Origin of the sequence: Amycolatopsis rhabdoformis (assembly GCF_035918295.1) — a bacterium.
Taxonomy (GTDB): Bacteria; Actinomycetota; Actinomycetes; order Mycobacteriales; family Pseudonocardiaceae; genus Amycolatopsis; species Amycolatopsis rhabdoformis.
This window is the reverse complement of sequence record NZ_CP142149.1, coordinates 4,727,184-4,741,916: the sequence shown is the minus strand read 5'-3', so window position 1 is coordinate 4,741,916 and position 14,733 is coordinate 4,727,184. Positions and strand designations below refer to the sequence as shown.

The 14,733-nt window shown below is 73.7% G+C and carries 14 protein-coding genes and 1 tRNA gene; 6 read left to right on the top strand and 9 right to left on the bottom strand.

All coding sequences use genetic code 11. From position 1 onward, the window contains the following. Positions 1 to 545: 545 nt before the first annotated feature. Complete coding sequence (locus VSH64_RS21510) at positions 546 to 911, top strand: hypothetical protein (protein ID WP_326837433.1); 366 nt, start codon at positions 546 to 548, stop codon at positions 909 to 911. A 6-nt stretch (positions 912 to 917) separates the two neighbouring features. Then, positions 918 to 1,916 carry a hypothetical protein gene (locus tag VSH64_RS21505; RefSeq protein ID WP_326837432.1) on the top strand — a complete coding sequence of 333 codons (999 nt, stop codon included), beginning with the start codon at positions 918 to 920 and terminating at the stop codon, positions 1,914 to 1,916. On the opposite strand, the gene VSH64_RS21500 is transcribed toward VSH64_RS21505, so the two are convergent. Both VSH64_RS21500 and VSH64_RS21495 read right to left on the bottom strand, forming a co-directional pair. Next, positions 1,917 to 2,321 (bottom strand): hypothetical protein, encoded by a 405-nt coding sequence (locus tag VSH64_RS21500; protein ID WP_326837431.1) that lies wholly within the window; start codon positions 2,319 to 2,321, stop codon positions 1,917 to 1,919. It lies immediately after the preceding gene. Positions 2,322 to 2,346: 25 nt separating this feature from the next. Continuing rightward, positions 2,347 to 3,096, bottom strand: coding sequence for an SDR family oxidoreductase (locus VSH64_RS21495; protein WP_326837430.1), 750 nt, complete (start codon positions 3,094 to 3,096; stop codon positions 2,347 to 2,349). Positions 3,097 to 3,375: 279 nt separating this feature from the next. Between VSH64_RS21495 and VSH64_RS21490 the strand changes: the two genes are divergently transcribed. Continuing rightward, entirely contained in the window at positions 3,376 to 4,227 is an 852-nt protein-coding gene (locus VSH64_RS21490) for an NAD-dependent epimerase/dehydratase family protein (RefSeq protein WP_326837429.1), read from the top strand. Between the two features lie 3 nt (positions 4,228 to 4,230). Here the strand turns inward: VSH64_RS21490 and pdxR are convergent, their stop codons facing one another. Continuing rightward, positions 4,231 to 5,631 carry a MocR-like pyridoxine biosynthesis transcription factor PdxR gene (pdxR, locus tag VSH64_RS21485; protein WP_326837428.1) on the bottom strand — a complete coding sequence of 467 codons (1,401 nt, stop codon included), beginning with the start codon at positions 5,629 to 5,631 and terminating at the stop codon, positions 4,231 to 4,233. Between the two features lie 136 nt (positions 5,632 to 5,767). Continuing rightward, positions 5,768 to 6,655 carry an RNA polymerase sigma factor SigJ gene (sigJ, locus tag VSH64_RS21480; protein WP_326837427.1) on the bottom strand — a complete coding sequence of 296 codons (888 nt, stop codon included), beginning with the start codon at positions 6,653 to 6,655 and terminating at the stop codon, positions 5,768 to 5,770. A gap of 115 nt (positions 6,656 to 6,770) precedes the next feature. Here sigJ and VSH64_RS21475 point away from each other — a divergent pair, with 115 nt between their 5' ends. Then, a complete protein-coding gene (locus VSH64_RS21475; RefSeq protein ID WP_326838001.1) occupies positions 6,771 to 7,247 on the top strand; it encodes an RrF2 family transcriptional regulator in 477 nt (158 codons plus the stop codon). Between the two features lie 47 nt (positions 7,248 to 7,294). Here the strand turns inward: VSH64_RS21475 and VSH64_RS21470 are convergent, their stop codons facing one another. The 4 genes from VSH64_RS21470 to VSH64_RS21455 all read right to left on the bottom strand — a co-directional run bounded on the left by VSH64_RS21470 (position 7,295) and on the right by VSH64_RS21455 (position 10,378). Further along, a complete protein-coding gene (locus VSH64_RS21470) occupies positions 7,295 to 7,708 on the bottom strand; it encodes a cupin domain-containing protein (RefSeq protein ID WP_326837426.1) in 414 nt (137 codons plus the stop codon). A 212-nt stretch (positions 7,709 to 7,920) separates the two neighbouring features. Continuing rightward, the gene (locus tag VSH64_RS21465; protein WP_326837425.1) at positions 7,921 to 9,489 is read right to left on the bottom strand and encodes a TROVE domain-containing protein; all 1,569 of its coding nucleotides are present in this window, start codon (positions 9,487 to 9,489) and stop codon (positions 7,921 to 7,923) included. 110 nt (positions 9,490 to 9,599) lie between these two features. Then, positions 9,600 to 9,671, bottom strand: a tRNA-Ser gene (locus VSH64_RS21460). Positions 9,672 to 10,045: 374 nt separating this feature from the next. Continuing rightward, positions 10,046 to 10,378: a nuclear transport factor 2 family protein gene (locus VSH64_RS21455; RefSeq protein ID WP_326837424.1), complete on the bottom strand. Its 333-nt coding sequence runs from the start codon at positions 10,376 to 10,378 to the stop codon at positions 10,046 to 10,048. A 127-nt stretch (positions 10,379 to 10,505) separates the two neighbouring features. Here VSH64_RS21455 and VSH64_RS21450 point away from each other — a divergent pair, with 127 nt between their 5' ends. After that, a complete protein-coding gene (locus VSH64_RS21450; protein ID WP_326837423.1) occupies positions 10,506 to 11,318 on the top strand; it encodes a MerR family transcriptional regulator in 813 nt (270 codons plus the stop codon). Between the two features lie 156 nt (positions 11,319 to 11,474). Next, positions 11,475 to 13,094 carry an MFS transporter gene (locus tag VSH64_RS21445; protein ID WP_326837422.1) on the top strand — a complete coding sequence of 540 codons (1,620 nt, stop codon included), beginning with the start codon at positions 11,475 to 11,477 and terminating at the stop codon, positions 13,092 to 13,094. Between the two features lie 90 nt (positions 13,095 to 13,184). On the opposite strand, the gene VSH64_RS21440 is transcribed toward VSH64_RS21445, so the two are convergent. Continuing rightward, positions 13,185 to 14,699, bottom strand: a complete 1,515-nt coding sequence (locus VSH64_RS21440; RefSeq protein ID WP_326837421.1) for a GMC family oxidoreductase — start codon at positions 14,697 to 14,699, stop codon at positions 13,185 to 13,187. Positions 14,700 to 14,733 lie beyond the last annotated feature (34 nt).

Sequence of the window (14,733 nt, the reverse complement as noted above, 5' to 3'; positions counted from 1 at the left end):
ACGAACCACCGCCGCCCGAGGACCCGCACCGTCCGGACACGGCCGCTCCTTCCGTCGATGCCGGAGAGACCGCGCGGACGGGGGCAGGGCCCAGCCCCGAGGGCGCACCCGAGCCGACGCCGATCTACGAACGGGTGTTTCCGGAGCGGGCGCTCTCCACCGACACACCGGTGCACCACCGCCCGTCGCCAGGCGCACCACCAGGACCGCCGCCGGCCGCCCGCCTCGACGAACCCGAACCACCCACGCCACCCCTGGGCTTCGCCGCCGGCACCCTCTCGATCGGCGGCATCTCCTTCACCACCCAGCCACTCGACCCGCCCGGGCCCACGCCGCCCGAGTCGGCCGGCCCAGCGGGCATCCGACCCCCCGGCCCGCCGCTCTCCGTCGACGACTCGAGCTCGGGAACCCCGCCCTTCATCGGCCGCCGCACTCGGCCGTACGGACCACCCACGGCGTCGCCCCCGGACACGAATGCGGCCTCGAGCCAAGGTGGCTACGGAAGCCTGCCTCCGGGGCCGCCGTTTTCTGCGGAGGCTTCGAGAGTGGTCGACTACGGCTCCGCGGCGGCGTGGCAGGCGTACCCGCACTCGCAGCCGCAACAGGGCGGGGTGCCGCCCGGACCGCCGTTCGGGTCCTCCACGACGGAAGGCGCCGAGCAGCCCGGGCCGGCGTTCGAGGTCACGAGCCAGGCCCCACCGACCTCACCCTGGCAAGAAGCCACCGCGTTACCGCCCGGGCCGCCGGTGATCCCGCAGCCCTGGGGTCGCCCGTCGCCAGGACCGCAGGTCGGGCCGGAACGGTACGAGATGACCGACAGCGCGAGGCACCCCACCGTGCCCGGACCCTACGACGACCTGCGCGACCCGGCCTGGCGCCGGCTCCTGCGCCGCCTGAAAGGCCGGGGATAGCGCCCCGTGAACGGAATCCTCCAAGGCGCCCTCGGTGGCGCGCGGGCGTTGCTGGTCGGGTGGATCCTGCCGAGCCTGATCAACGTGGTGGTGTTCGGCGTGGTGGTCGCGCCGGGGCCGCGGCGGGTCGGGGCGCTGAACATCGACGCGGGGTGGACGGCGGTCATCGCGGTGCTGGCCACGGCGATGCTGGGCCTGGTGCTCGCGGCGCTGCAGACGCCGCTCTACCGCGTGCTCGAAGGCTATCTCGGCTGGCCCGGCCGGCTGTTCCGCGCGCGGTGCCGGCGGCAGCTCGCGCGCAAGCACCTGCTGCGCAACCGGGTCGACGCGGTCACGCTGGCGCGCCGCGACGAGGCCGGGCGGCTGGCCGAGGCGGACCGGCCGGTGTTGGAGGCGTTCCGGCGCCACCCGGTGCTCGGCCCGTACGTCGCTCGCGACGCGCGCAAGGGCGCGGTCTGGCACGCGCTGCTCACCGAACGCCTGCGCCGTTTCCCGAGCGACGCGCAGATCGCCGCGACCCGGCTGGGCAACGCGATCCGCCGCTTCGAGGAGTACGGCCACGACCGCTACCTGCTCGATTCGCAGGTGCTCTGGCACGAGCTCAACGCGGTCGTCCCCGAACCCGTGCGCAAGCAGGTGGAGGACGGGCGCACGAACGTCGACTTCTTCGTCAGCCTGCTCTACGGCCACGTGCTGGTCGCGGTGGCGGCCGCCGTCACCCTCATCGGCGGGTGGGCCGAGCTGCCGTGGGTCACGGCCGGCGCTCTGGTGGCGCTGCTGGTGCTGGCCGCGGTCTGGTACCGCGTGGCCGTGGTGGCCACGGACGAGTGGGCCGGCGCCGTGCGAGCGATGGTGAACCTCGGGCGCGCGCCGCTGGCCGAGGCCCTCAAGCTCACGCTGCCCGGGCAGCTCGCCGGCGAACGGGAGATGTGGCGGTCCGCCGGCGAGTTCGTCGGCCGGGAGCCCACGGCCGCGCTCGATCCGTACCGGGTGAAACCCGAGTAGTCAGGCCCGGCGCCGGTCGCGCAGCAGAGCCAGCGCGATCGCGGCGAGCCCGAGCAGCGCGACCAGGGCGTTCGCGGCGGTGAGCACCACTTCCTGCCACATCATCTCCGGATGCGTCTCGAGCAGGTGGAAGAAGAAGTGCGGTACCGCGAACACCGAGAACCCCACGGCCGCGGGCACCACGTAGTGGGTCTTCGGCTTCACCAGCGCGATGCCGAGCACCACCGCGATGGCCAGCGACGTGCCGCCGAAGTCGCGGGCGAAGTGCTCGCTGAACGGCGGGTTCAGGTCCACGGTGGGGAACGTGGTGTAGAAGCTTTCGGGGAACAGCTGGTTCCAGAAGCCGACGACCAGTGTGTCGAGGAACGGGATCACCAGCGCGAGCCGGACGGCGAGGGTGTTCACGAGAGTCCTTTCCGGACGGTGGGGGTCACGCGCGCGCGGCGACGCGGCGCAGGTACTCGGCGAACGTGCGCTCGCCCTGGGCGTGGTCTTCCTTCGGGAGCAGCGCGCCGCCGGTCATCGCCCGGCCCACGGCGCCGGGCAGCCGCACCGGCACCACGATCTTGCGCGCGCCGCGCGCCTTGACCAGGCGGCGCGTCATGTCGGCCATCTGCAGCCGCTCGGGCCCGGCCAGCGGCCGCGCGTACCCGCCGGGCTCCCGGCCGACGCTGTCGGCGAGCGCCCGCGCTACCTCGCCGGCCGACACGGGCTGCGAAAGTTCCTGCGGCACCACCACGAACGGCCCGCGCGCACCGTCCACAAAGGGCTCCGGGAACTCGTGGAACTGCGTGGCCCGCAGGATCGTCCACGGCACCGGGCCCTCGCGCACGAGCTCCTCCTGCTTGCGCTTGCCGAAGTAGTAGCCGAGGTCCACCTCGTCGACGCCGACGATCGACAGCGCGACCACGTGCCGTACCCCGGCTTCGGCCGCGGCGTCGAGCAGGTTGCGCGTGGCCGCGGCGAAGAAGCCGACCGCGGGCTTCTTGCGCACGGCCCCGACGTTGGTCACGTCGACCACCTCGGCGCAGCCGTCGAGCCGCCCCGCGAGACCGGCGCCGGTCGTCAAGTCGACACCGCACGAACGCGCGAGCACGACCGGGTCGTGTCCGCGCGCCGCCAGTTCGTGCACGACCAGCGCGCCCACCAGCCCCGTGCCGCCGGCTACTGCCACTCGCATCGGTTCCCCCTCGGTCTCGGATGTGGATCACCTCCCAGACTGAACGCGCGCCCCGGATGTGACAGGCCGCGATTGTGATCCAGCACTCCGTGTCCGGCCGGGCTCGCGCGGCGCCACCCGAACCGGGGGCATTCGAGCAGTTTCCGCCGGTTTCCGCACGCGGACGCGGCGTGAACCGGTCCAGCGTGGCGGACCCGAAGTGGACTACCGGCCCGTGGCCGCGGCTGGTTGGCTGGAGGCCGGACGGATCGTCCACTGCGGACTGTCGAAGGGAATGTGATGCGGGTCTTTCTCGCCGGGGCGTCCGGCGTCGTCGGGCGGCACGCCGTGCCGGCGCTGCTCGCGCGGGGCCACGAGGTGATCGGGCTGGCGCGCGGCGCGGACTCGGCCGACCGGATCACCGCGCTGGGCGCGACCGCCGTGCTCGGCGACGTGTACGACGCGCCGGCGCTGGCCGAGCTCGTCGGGGCCGCCGCGCCGGACGTGGTGATGCACCAGCTCACCGACCTCGGCTCGGGTGACCGCGTGGCGAACGCCCGGGTGCGCACGGTCGGCACGCGCAACCTCGTCGACGCCGCGAAGGCCGCCGGGGTGCGGCGGATGATCGCGCAGAGCATCTCCTGGGCGTACGAGCCCGGTACCACCCCGGCCACGGAGGAAACGCCGCTCGACCTGGCCGGCGCCGCCGATCGCCTCGCCACCGTGTCGGGCATCGCGAGCCTCGAGCACGCCGTCGCCGAACTGCCGGAATGGGTGATCCTGCGCTACGGCACCCTCTACGGCGCCGACACCTGGTACGCCGCCGACGGCCTCATGGACCAGCTCGCCCGCGCCGGCCAATTGCCCGCCACCGCCGACGTCGCCAGCTTCCTGCACATCGCCGACGCCGCTTCGGCTGCCGTCGACGCGCTGGCCTGGCCCAGCGGTGCGGTGAACGTCTGCGACGACGACCCCGTGCCTGGCCACGAGTGGGCTCCGGTCTTCTGCGCCGCCGTCGGCGCGCCGGCACCTGCCCACTCCGACGCCGAGCGCACCCCCTGGGCCCGCGGCGCCGACAACACCCACGCCCGCAAGGACCTGGGCTGGGCCCCGAGCCGGCCGTCGTGGCGGGAAGGCTTCACCCTGGGCTGACCGTCACCAGGGCGCGATGCCGGCGCCGTTCAGCAACCCCGCCAACGCGTCGAGCGCCGGGCGCCATGAATGCTGCGGCGGGGTCGCGTAGCCGATGATCAGCCCGGCCCGGGGCTCGTCCGCCGAGTGCCAGTAGCCGCTCGCCTGCAGGCCCATCAGGCGCACGCCCGCGAGGAGGCCGGCGTTGACCAGCCGGCTCTCCTCCCGGCGGGACGCGAGGGGCAGCAGCGAGTGGAGGCCGGCCGGGACACCGTCGAGCGGCACAGGGGTGAGCGCGGCCAGCCGGGCGGCCAGCTCGGTCCGTCGTTTGCGGTAGACCTGGCGCGCGCGGCGCACGTGGCGGTCGTAGTCGCCGCGCCGCAGCAGGTCGGCGAGGGCGAGCTGCGCCGGAGCACCGGGGATGGCGCCGGTGAGGGCGACGGCGTCGAGCACGGGCAGGCGCAGGCGCGGCGGGAGCACGAGCCAGCCCAGGCGGAGGCCGGGCGCCAGCGACTTGCTGGTGCTGCCCGCGAAGACCACCCGCGACGGGTCCAGCGCCTGCAGCGCGCCCACGGGGTGCTTGTCGTAGCGGAATTCGCCGTCGTAGTCGTCTTCGATGAGGTAGGCGTCGCGGTCCCGGGCCCAGTCGACGAAGGCCACGCGCGAAGCGGCGCTCAGGACGACGCCGCGCGGGTGCTGGTGCGCGGGGGTGAGCAACACGGCGCCCCACTCCGGCCGCAGAGCCGCCGGGTCGGCGCCGTCGGGGCCCACGGGCAGGGGAGCGGTCGCGAGGCCGGCGCCGTGGATGAGCCGCCGGTGGTGCACGAGTCCCGGGTCCTCGGTACCGATCACGCGGACGCCCGACGTCTGCAACGCGCGGGCCAGCAGCGCGAGGCCGTGGGTGAAGCCGCTGGTGATCACCACGGCCTCGGGCTCGGCGAGCACACCGCGGGTGCGCGAAACGTAGGCGGCGACCGCCTCGCGCAGCTGCCGCCGTCCCGCCGGGTCTCCGTAGTCCAAAGTGGACTCGGGCAGCGTGCGCTTCACGCTCGCCGACCACAGGGCGTGCGGGAACAGGCTCAGGTCCGGCCGCCCCGGCCACAGGTCGAGCAGCCTCGGCGCCGCGGGCGCTCGGCCTGCGGCCGGCGCGCTCTTCGCCACCGGTACCCGGTTCTCGGCGACCCGGGTGCCCGAGCCGGTCGCGCTCACCAGCCACCCCTCGGCGACCAGCTGCGCGTAGACCTCGACGACGGTGCCGCGCGCGATCCCGAGGTCCACGGCCAGGCTGCGCGTGCCCGGTAGCCGCGTGCCGGCCGTCAGCCGGCCCGACGTGATCGCCTCCCGCAGCGCCGCCTCGATCGCCCGCGCCCGCGGCTCACCGCCGGCGCCGAGGTCGAGGTGCAGATCGATGCCGAGCGCGGTCATCCGGGCGGCTCGGCGAGGTTCAGCGCGGGGGCCGAGCCCGCTCCGGGGTCCGTGCCGAACCGGCTCGTGGCTGCCGTGGTGATCCGGCCCGTCGGCCGTGGCGCGTCGCCACCGCGGCCGCCGGACCCGGCCGAGGTCACGCCGCGGCCAGCCGGGCGAGTTTCGCCGGGTTCACCAGGACACACACCTCGTCGATGCCCTCGGGGGACGCCTCGATCCAGCACGCCGCCAGGGGCTCGCCGTCGCGGGAGACCAGCACGACGTGCTGCCCGTTGGCGGCCACCACCGTGGTCGTGGTGTTCTGCCCGTAGATCGCCACGGTGCGCGCCAGGTACTGGGCCACCCGCTCGCGCCCCTGCACCGGGATGCGGGCGGCGGTGACCACGCCGCCGCCGTCGGCGTAGGCCACGGCGTTTTCGGCGAGCAGGCTCTGCAGGCCTTCGAGGTCGCCGGCGCGCGCGGCGGCGAGGAACGCCCGTAGCAGGCGGTCGCGCTCGGCCGGGCTTACGTGGGCGCCGCGTTCGCGCGTCACGTGGGCACGGGCGCGGTGGTTGAGCTGGCGGGCGTTGTCCTCGGTGATGTCGAGGAAGCCGGCGATGTCGCGGTACGGGTAGTCGAAGGCCTCCTTCAGCACGTACACCGCGCGCTCCTGCGGGGTCAGCCGTTCGAGCAGCACGAGCACGGCGAGCTCGAGCGCCTCACCGCGTTCGAGGTCCCCTTCGCCGGTGGCGTCGGCGGTCGGGACCGGTTCGGGCAGCCATGGGCCGACGTAGAGCTCGCGGCGCGCGCGGGCCGAGGTCGCGGCGGTGAGCGCCAGGCGGCTCGCGGTGGTCACGAGGAAGGCCTCGGGGTTGCGCACCGCGGCGCGATCCGTGCGCTGCCAGCGGATCCACGTGTCCTGCACCACGTCCTCGGCGTCGGCCGCCGTGCCCAGCAGGCGGTAGGCGATGCCGAACAACCGCGGGCGCACGCCTTCGAACGCTGTCACCGCGTCGGTCAAGCCGCCACCGGCCACTTCGGTCACTTCGCCGCTCCTCGTGCACTGCATGGGGATTCCGATGGTCGCAGGTGTGCGCCGGGCCTCGCAAGCCGAACCTTGACTTGCGAGGTCCAGATTGTCTAGGATAGCGGCCGTGCGGATGAACCAGGGTGTCGAGTGGTCCGTCCATGTCCTGCTGTCGCTCGCGTGGCTCGACGACGACGAGCCGGTATCCACTGCGACGCTGGCGGCCAGCTACGAGCTTCCCGTGGCGTACCTGAACAAACAGCTGCAGGCCCTCGTCCGCGCGGGCCTGCTGCGGTCGCTCCCGGGCGCGCGCGGCGGGTTCGTGCTCGCGCGCCGGCCCGAGGACATCACGCTCATGGACGTGGTCGCCGCCATCGAGGGGCGCGATCTCGCGTTCCAGTGCACCGAAATCCGGCAGCAGGGCATGGGCCAGGAGGCGCCGCGCAGCGCGTTCCGCCGCCGCTGCGCGGTCGATTCGGCGATGCAGCACGCCGAGCTGCAGTGGCGCAAAGCCCTGGCGGCGCAGACGATCGCGGACATCCGGGCCGAGGCCGACAGCCACGCGCCCTCGGCGGCGCGCCTGGCCCGCAAGGCCTACGGCCGGGCCTGACCCGAACCTGCTGCCTCCGCACCGGGAGACAGCAGGCGGTGAAAAAGTCAGGCCTTCCGGCGGGCGCTCGGGTGGCGCAGGTGGTCGCGCTCGCGGATCTCGTCTTCGGTGAGGAAAGTGAGCATCGGCACGTCGGGTGCGCAGGCCATGCACACCACGAACTTGCTCGCGATGTCGTCGCGCAGGTTGCCGGCCTGGTAGTGCACGACCTCACCGCCGGGCTCCCAGAACGCCTCGCCGGCCTTGATCGGGTAGGGCTCCTCGCCTTCGAGCTCGAAGAGGATCTCGCCCTCGATCACGTAACCGAACACGGGACCGGAGTGCCGGTGCGGGCCGCTGCCCGGGTCGCCGGCCGGGATCGTGACGACGCCGACCATGAAGTGCGCGTTGTCCGGCATGAACGGCGGGGTGCGCGTGAGCAGGTTGTCGTAGGTGCTGCCTGAATCGGGAGAAAGAATCATAGGGCCGAGGTTAGGTCCGCCCTCGCGCGCGCGACTGGTCCAATCGCGCGCGGTTTTGCTGTACCGGTTGGCCTGAGACCGCTCGTGACCGGGCACTCGCGACGATCGGGCGCTCGCCTGATCGGCCACTGTCGTGATCCGGGAGTGTCGTGACCCGGAAGTGTCGTGATCGGACGGTGGTGCGCACCGTCCGATCACGACACTCGAGGCGCTCAGAACGGCCAGTCGGCGTTCTGGCCCGCTTCCAGCAGCGGGATCATCCGGAAGGCCTGGTCGGTCAGGCCGCCGAAGGTGTGGCGGTTGCGGCCGCCGCTGGGGGCGTGGCCGCGCTCGTACCCGGCGAGGTTCCAGGTGTAGAGCGGAACGTCCGCCGGCACGGCCTGCCCGACGTTGCCGCCCGTGGCCTGCTCGTCGGTGAGGATCACCACGCGGTCGTGACCCCGCAGGTGCCGCCGGACCGCGCGGGCCGTGTCGGTGCCACCGCCGAGGAAGTACCCGCCGCCGCGCCAGCGCTCCACTGCCTTCAGCAGCGATTCCCGCTGTCGCAGCGGGAACTCCTGCGAGTCGAACGCGAAGGTCACCACGTCGGCCTTCGCGCACCGCAGGCCGAGCGCGAGCCCGAACACGGCGGCCGCGTCCCACCGCATCAGCGAGCCGTCGCGCGAGAAGGGCGCGTGCATCGAGTACGAGGTGTCCACCAGGACCAGCGTGCGGCCCGGCAGCTGCGGCACGTTCGCGAGGGAGAGTGTGATCGCCTGCTCGAGTGCCCACGCCCAGCGCAGCGACGGCGCCGCCCGGTAGGCCGAGAGGAACCGCATCGGCAGCTGCTTCGACCGCGCGACCTGCTCCGGGTCGGCCAGTCGCGCCGCGACGGCCTGCGCGACCTCGTCGGAAACGCCGGCCTGGTCGAAGTTGCGCAGGTTGCGCAGCAGCGCCATGTAGCCCATCGACGGGATCATCGCCTCCCACGCGGCCGCGGTCAGCGGCCCCTGCAGCCACCCGGCGAGCGACTCCCACGTCATCCCGGCCCGGCGCAGCTCGGCGGTCGCGGTCCCCGACGCCATCAGCTCGCGCCGCCGCTGCACCGGCCACGCCATCAGCGCACGGTGCGCCGTCAGCGTGCCCAGTTCCGCAGGCAGCTCGCGCTCGGCGTGGAACCGGACGTCGAGCAGGTGCTCGAACAGCGCGCTCTGCCACTGCTCGCGCGGGTTGGGGTGGGTGAGACCGAGGACGTCGGCGAACCGGAACCCGCGCGCGTCGGAGTCCCACTTGAGCGCGGAGCTCTCGGTGTAGAGCCGCTGGGCGGCGTCGGCGATGCCGCGCTTCACGGGCTTGGGCACGGTGCGGCCGTGGACGCCGGTCCAGTAGGCGAGCAGCTCACCCGGCTCGTCGGCCCGCTGCAGCACGCTCGCCACGACCTGGCGCGACAGGCCTTCGAGGCCCGCCTCGCGCCGGGCGGCGGCGAACTCGGCCGCGCCGACGAGCGCCGCGGTGCGCAGGTTCGCGTCCCGGCGCAGCCACGCGAGCAGCCGCGCGGTCCACTCGGGATCCGCGAGCGTCGCGGCGCGCACGAGCTCGGCGTAGCGGGTGTCGCGCTGCGTGGCGCTTTCGTAGAACGTGTGCTCACCGACCAGGTTGGTCACGGCGAGCAGGAACAGCTCGCTCCAGACGTCGCGCGCGTAGCCGGGCGCGCCTTCGTGGGTGCGCCCGCTCGCGACGGCCTCGCTCGAGATCGGCGAGCGGGCCGCCGGGCGCGCGCGGAACAGGTTGAACTTGGCCATGGTCGACCCCCTCTGAAGTGGAATGGAGGGAGCGACGATTTCAGGTGGGCCCGAGAAAAATTCGGCCACGGTACATTAGCTGCTCTGCCGAATTGAGCTACACCCCGGTTTCCCGGGGTGACGGGATTCGAACCCGCAACCCGCCCATTAACAGTGGAAGTAACCGGTGCCTGCGCACCGGGCCCACCTGAAATCGTCGCTCCCGAGAAAAGTCCGCCCCGTGGTGATTTCGGTCGAGGAAGTAACCGCGGGGCTGCGCACCGGGAGTGCCGGGTCACGCGGACAGCGGGAGAAACCCGTTGTCCGCGTGAAGTGTTCGAGTGCGGTTCGGACGCGCCCGAGTAAAGATCGGCGACGGTGACACGACAGCTCTGCGAGCAGAGCCGCGCCCCGGTCGCCCGGGGCGGACAGGAATCGAACCTGTGACACCAAGAAGTAACCGTTGCCTGCGCACCGGACACCTCCGAACCTGGTGTGGTCCCGGGGAAACCCCGCGATCACGAGAACCACCATAACCGGCGGGCGCCGGTGGTGTCGCGGGGTTTTCCGCGCGGGGTCAGGGTTCGATGACCAGGTGCGTGATCAGCCCGGCGTGCAGGGTGAACCGGAAGTGCAGATCGACCGCGCCGCCGGGGAAATCGCCTTCGAGGTGGTGGGTGGTCACGTAGTGGTCGTCGTCCACCTGCTCGGTGTCCAGCAGGGTGGTGGTGAAGGTGAATTCGCTCGCCGCGCGGCCGAGCCAGCCGCGGATCTCGGCGTGGCCGCGGTAGGTGTGCCCGTCGTCGGCGACGACGGCGTCCGGGGCGAACAGCGGCAGCGTGCGGCCGGCGTCGTGGACCTGGTGCGCGGCGAGGTATTCGGTGATCGGCTGGGGCAGGACGGTGTTCATGCGGGGCTCTCCCGGTGGTCGGCTGGCTGGTCCCCACCACGGTCGGGCCTCTCCCGGGGAGAGGGTCAACCCGGCTCGACTCTCCCCCGGGGAGAGGGTGCACAGTGTGGGAATGCAGAGTGGTGGCATGCGCAACGGCCTCACGATCGGCGAGTTCGCCCGGCTCACGCGGCTGAGCGTGCGCACGCTGCGCCGCTACCACGAGGCCGGCCTGCTGGCGCCCGCCTCGGTCGACGACGCCACGGGCTACCGGTACTACTCCCGCGAGCAGATCCCCGACGCCCAGGTGATCCACCGGCTGCGTGAGCTCGACGTGCCGCTGGCCGAGGTGCACCGCATCCTCGGCTCGGCCGACCCGAGCGCCCGCGCCGACCTCATCGCCGGGCACCTGCGCCGGCTCGAAGACCGGCTGGACCGCACGCGCGCGGCCGTCGTTTCCTTGCGGCAGCTGCTGAAGCCCGACGTCGAGGAGCTGGCGGTGCAGCTGCGCTCGGTGCCGGCGCGGACCGTGGCCGCGATCGAGGCCACCGTGGACCTCGACGACGTGCTCGGCTGGTACCACGCGGCGATGTCCGAATTGGACACCGCGGTCGCCGGGCGGGAAGGCTTCACCCCGCCGGGCGGGCTGTACGACAACGAGCTGTTCACGCTGGGGCGGGGCCGCGCGCTCGTGTACCGGCCGGTGCCCGGGGCACCGACGGTCGGCCGCGTGGCGCCGAAGCAGCTGCCGGCCGTCGAGCTGGCCGTGGCGGTGCACCCGGGGGACCACGACGACATCGACGTGACCTACGGGCGGCTGGGTGGCTGGGTCGTGGAGCACGCGCTGGCGGTGGCCGGCCCGGTGCACGAGACGTACGTCCGCGGTCCGCGCGACGACCCGGATCCGCGGTCGTGGCGCACGGAGATCGGGTGGCCGGTGTTCCGGGTGTCGCAGGCCTGAGGGCCCGCTGAGCCGGATGCGTCGTTCGTCCGGTTGTGCGCGTGTTCGATGGGGCAGTGCCGCTTCGCCGTGGTCTTCTTCGCGGCTCGGCCGACGTACGATACGGCGGCTCGCGCGGACGGCCCGGTTTCGCGCCCCGGCCCAGAGGAGCCGCCGTTGCCGGCCTCACCCGCCCCGGCGTCGTCCACGTGGGCGCCGCTGCGCCGGCACGTGTTCCGTGCGTTGTGGTTCGCGCAGCTGGGCTCGAACGTCGGCAGCTGGATGCAGTCCGTGGGTGCGCAGTGGACGGTGGTGCACCAGCCCGACGCCGCCACGCTCACGTCGATCGTGCAGGCCGCGAGCCTGATCCCGGTGCTGTTCGTGTCGCTGCCGGCTGGTGTGCTCGCCGACGTGCTCGACCGGCGGCGGATCATCGCGGTGCTCACGGCGGTGATGGTCGTGATCACGGGCACCCTCGCCGTGCTGAGCGGGCGGGATCTCGTGACACCCGCGACGCTGATCACGATCACGCTGCTGCTCGGCGTGTGCCAGGCGCTGATGAGCCCGGCGTGGCAGGCGATCCAGCCCGAGCTGGTGCCCCGCGACGAGCTCCCGGCGGCCGCGGCCCTGGGCAGCCTCAACGTGAACATCGCGCGCGCGATCGGGCCCGCGCTGGCCGGGTTCGTGCTGGCGCTCACCGGGCCCGCGGTGGTGTTCGCGATCAACGCCGGGTCCGACCTGCTGATCCTCGCGGCGATCCTCACGTGGCGGCGCACCGCCACCGAATCGGCCGGCCCGGCGGAACCGCTGCTGCCCGCTTTGCGAGCCGGGATCCGGTATGTGCGGTACGCGCCCGGAGTCCGGCGGATTCTCGTGCGGGCCTTGGTGTTCGTGCTGCCCGCGTCGGCGTTGTGGGGGCTGCTGCCGGTGGTCGCGGCCGCGCGGCTCGGCCTCGGCTCCGGCGGCTACGGCGTGCTGCTCGGCGCCCTCGGCGTCGGTGCGGTGGGCGGCGCCGTGCTGATGCGGCCGATGCGCGCCCGGCTCGGCCGCAATCCGCTGCTGGGCGCCGCCACTGTCGCTTACGCCGTCGGGGTGTTCTCCGCGGCCCTGCTGCCCAGCGTGGTGGCGGTCGCGCTGCTGCTCGTGCTCGGCGGCGCCGGCTGGCTCGCGGGTCTGTCCACTTTGAACACCACGCTGCAGCTCGCGCTGCCCTCGTGGGTCCGCGCGCGGGCGCTCGCGGTGTACCTGATGATCTTCCTCGGCGGCCAGGGCGTCGGCGCGCTGCTGTGGGGCCTGGTCGCGGCCGCCGCGGGCGCCACCACGACCCTCGCCATCTCCGGCGTATTGCTCCTGCTGGGCGCCGCGTCGCTGCTCGTGCTGCCGATCCACGCGCGCACCGGCGAGCTGGACCGCACGATCGTGACCCCGTGGCCCGAACCGGAGATCGCCGTCCTGCCCGGCGAGGACACGCCCGACCCGGCGTCGGGTCCGGTGCTGGTCGAGGTCGCTTACCACGTGCCGGCCGAGCGCTCCGCGGAGTTCCTGGCCGTGCTCGCCCGTGTCGGCGTTTCGCGGCAACGCACCGGCGCCCGCCGCTGGACGGCCTACCGCGACGTGGCCGTGCCCGACCGCTACGTGGAGGTCTTCGAGGTCGCGACCTGGGCCGAGCACCTCCGCCAGCACCACGAGCGCATCACCGGCGAGGACGCCGGGCTGTACCGGGCGGCGCTGGAGTTCTCCGTGGAACCGCCCGAGAACCGGCACTTCCTGGCCGCGCACCCGGACCACCCGCACTGACCTGGCACGGCTCGGCCGGCGGCACCACCGTCGCGGTGCACCAGGGCCGCCCCGCTCGGTGACCATCACCGAGCGAAGCGGCCCACGTCGTCACCGCGCGGCTTCGCGCCCCAGCAGCAGGTCCACGGCCTTCTCCGCCACCGCCAGCACCGTCGCGTTGGTGTTCGCACCGATGAGGGTCGGGAGCACGGACGCGTCGGCGATGCGCAGGCCCGTGACGCCGTGCACGGCCAGCGTCGGGTCGACGACGGCGGCCGAGCCGGTACCGAGGGCGCAGGTGCCGCTGGCGTGGAAGTACGGGCCCGTGCTGCGGCGCAGGAACTCCTCCTCCTGGGCGGGGCTCGTGGCGGCCGGGCCGGGCAGCACCTCCTGGTCGCGCCACGGGTCGAGCGCCGCGGCGGTGCCGATGTGGCGGGCGAGGCGCAGGCCGGCCAGCATGGCGGCGACGTCGCGGGGGTCGCGCAGCAGCGCCGGGTCCACGATGGGCGCGACGGTGGGGTCGGCCGAGGCCAGGGTCACCGAGCCGCGGCTGTGCGGGTACAGGTGGCTGAAGCCGATGGTGAACCCGCTCGTCGGGCCGGCCAGGGGAGGCCGGAAGTACGGGATGTCCAGGAACAGCAGCTGCAGATCAGGCGCCTCGAGGCCCGCGGCGGTGCGGACGGCGGCGACGAGGTCGCTGTGGTTGTTGGCGCCGTCGGGCATCGTGCGGGAGGCGGAGTACACGACGCCGGTCAGCGGGTGGTCCTGCAGGTTCCGGCCGACGCCGGGCAGTGCGACCCGCGGCGTCACCCCGGCCTTCTCCAGCTCGGCCGGGTCGCCGATGCCCGAGAGCATCAGCAGGTGCGGCGAGCCGACGGCACCGGCCGTGAGCACCACGGACCGCTCGGCCTCGGCCGAATCCGGCGAGTCGCCGACGCGGTACTCGACGCCGGTGCAGTGGGTGCCGGCGAGCACGAGCCGGGTCACGAGCGCACCGGTGACCACGGTGAGGTTCGGCCGGCCCAGCACGGGACGCAGGTAGGCGTCGGCGGCCGACTGGCGGGCGCCGTCGGCGATGTTCATCTCGAGCCAGGTCGCGCCCTCGGGCTCGGCGCCGTTGAGGTCGGGCGTCTCGGCGAAGCCGCGCTCGCGTACCGCGGCCAGCGCGGCGCCGGCCAGCGGGTGGCGGACGGGCGGCGGGCCCACGCGCATCGGGCCGTCGGTGCCGCGGTACTTCGGGTCGCGCCCGGCCGCCGCGGTCTCGCTGCGGCGGAAGTAGGGCAGCAGGTCGTCGAAGCGCCAGCCGTCGACGCCCCACGCGTCGTAGCCGGCCGGGTGCCCGCGCAGGTGCGCCATGGCGTTGATCGAGCTCGACCCGCCGAGCGTGCGCCCGCGCGGGTACGGCAGCTGCGTGCCGAGCAGGCCGTGCTGCGGGGTGGTGTGGAAGTTCCAGTCGACCGCGCTGCCCAGCAGCGCCGGCCACGCGGGCGGCACCGCCATCACGTCCGGCCCGGTCGCGGGACCGGCCTCCAGCAGCAGCACGGTCGTCGCCGCGTCTTCGCTCAGCCTCGTGGCGAGCACCGAACCGGCGGTGCCACCGCCCACGACCACGTAGTCGTACTTCATTTCGGGGTGTCCCTCCTCGTCGGGGCACCTCCCG

What these genes read in the sequence shown, in the direction of transcription:
- VSH64_RS21495 (WP_326837430.1), bottom strand. Translation starts at nt 3,096, where the DNA reads ATGCGAGTGGCAGTAGCCGGCGGCACGGGGCTGGTGGGCGCGCTGGTC.
- VSH64_RS21490 (WP_326837429.1), top strand. Translation starts at nt 3,376, where the DNA reads ATGCGGGTCTTTCTCGCCGGGGCGTCCGGCGTCGTCGGGCGGCACGCC.
- pdxR (WP_326837428.1), bottom strand. Translation starts at nt 5,631, where the DNA reads ATGACCGCGCTCGGCATCGATCTGCACCTCGACCTCGGCGCCGGCGGT.
- VSH64_RS21475 (WP_326838001.1), top strand. Translation starts at nt 6,771, where the DNA reads ATGAACCAGGGTGTCGAGTGGTCCGTCCATGTCCTGCTGTCGCTCGCG.
- VSH64_RS21470 (WP_326837426.1), bottom strand. Translation starts at nt 7,708, where the DNA reads ATGATTCTTTCTCCCGATTCAGGCAGCACCTACGACAACCTGCTCACG.
- VSH64_RS21465 (WP_326837425.1), bottom strand. Translation starts at nt 9,489, where the DNA reads ATGGCCAAGTTCAACCTGTTCCGCGCGCGCCCGGCGGCCCGCTCGCCG.
- VSH64_RS21455 (WP_326837424.1), bottom strand. Translation starts at nt 10,378, where the DNA reads ATGAACACCGTCCTGCCCCAGCCGATCACCGAATACCTCGCCGCGCAC.
- VSH64_RS21450 (WP_326837423.1), top strand. Translation starts at nt 10,506, where the DNA reads ATGCGCAACGGCCTCACGATCGGCGAGTTCGCCCGGCTCACGCGGCTG.
- VSH64_RS21440 (WP_326837421.1), bottom strand. Translation starts at nt 14,699, where the DNA reads ATGAAGTACGACTACGTGGTCGTGGGCGGTGGCACCGCCGGTTCGGTG.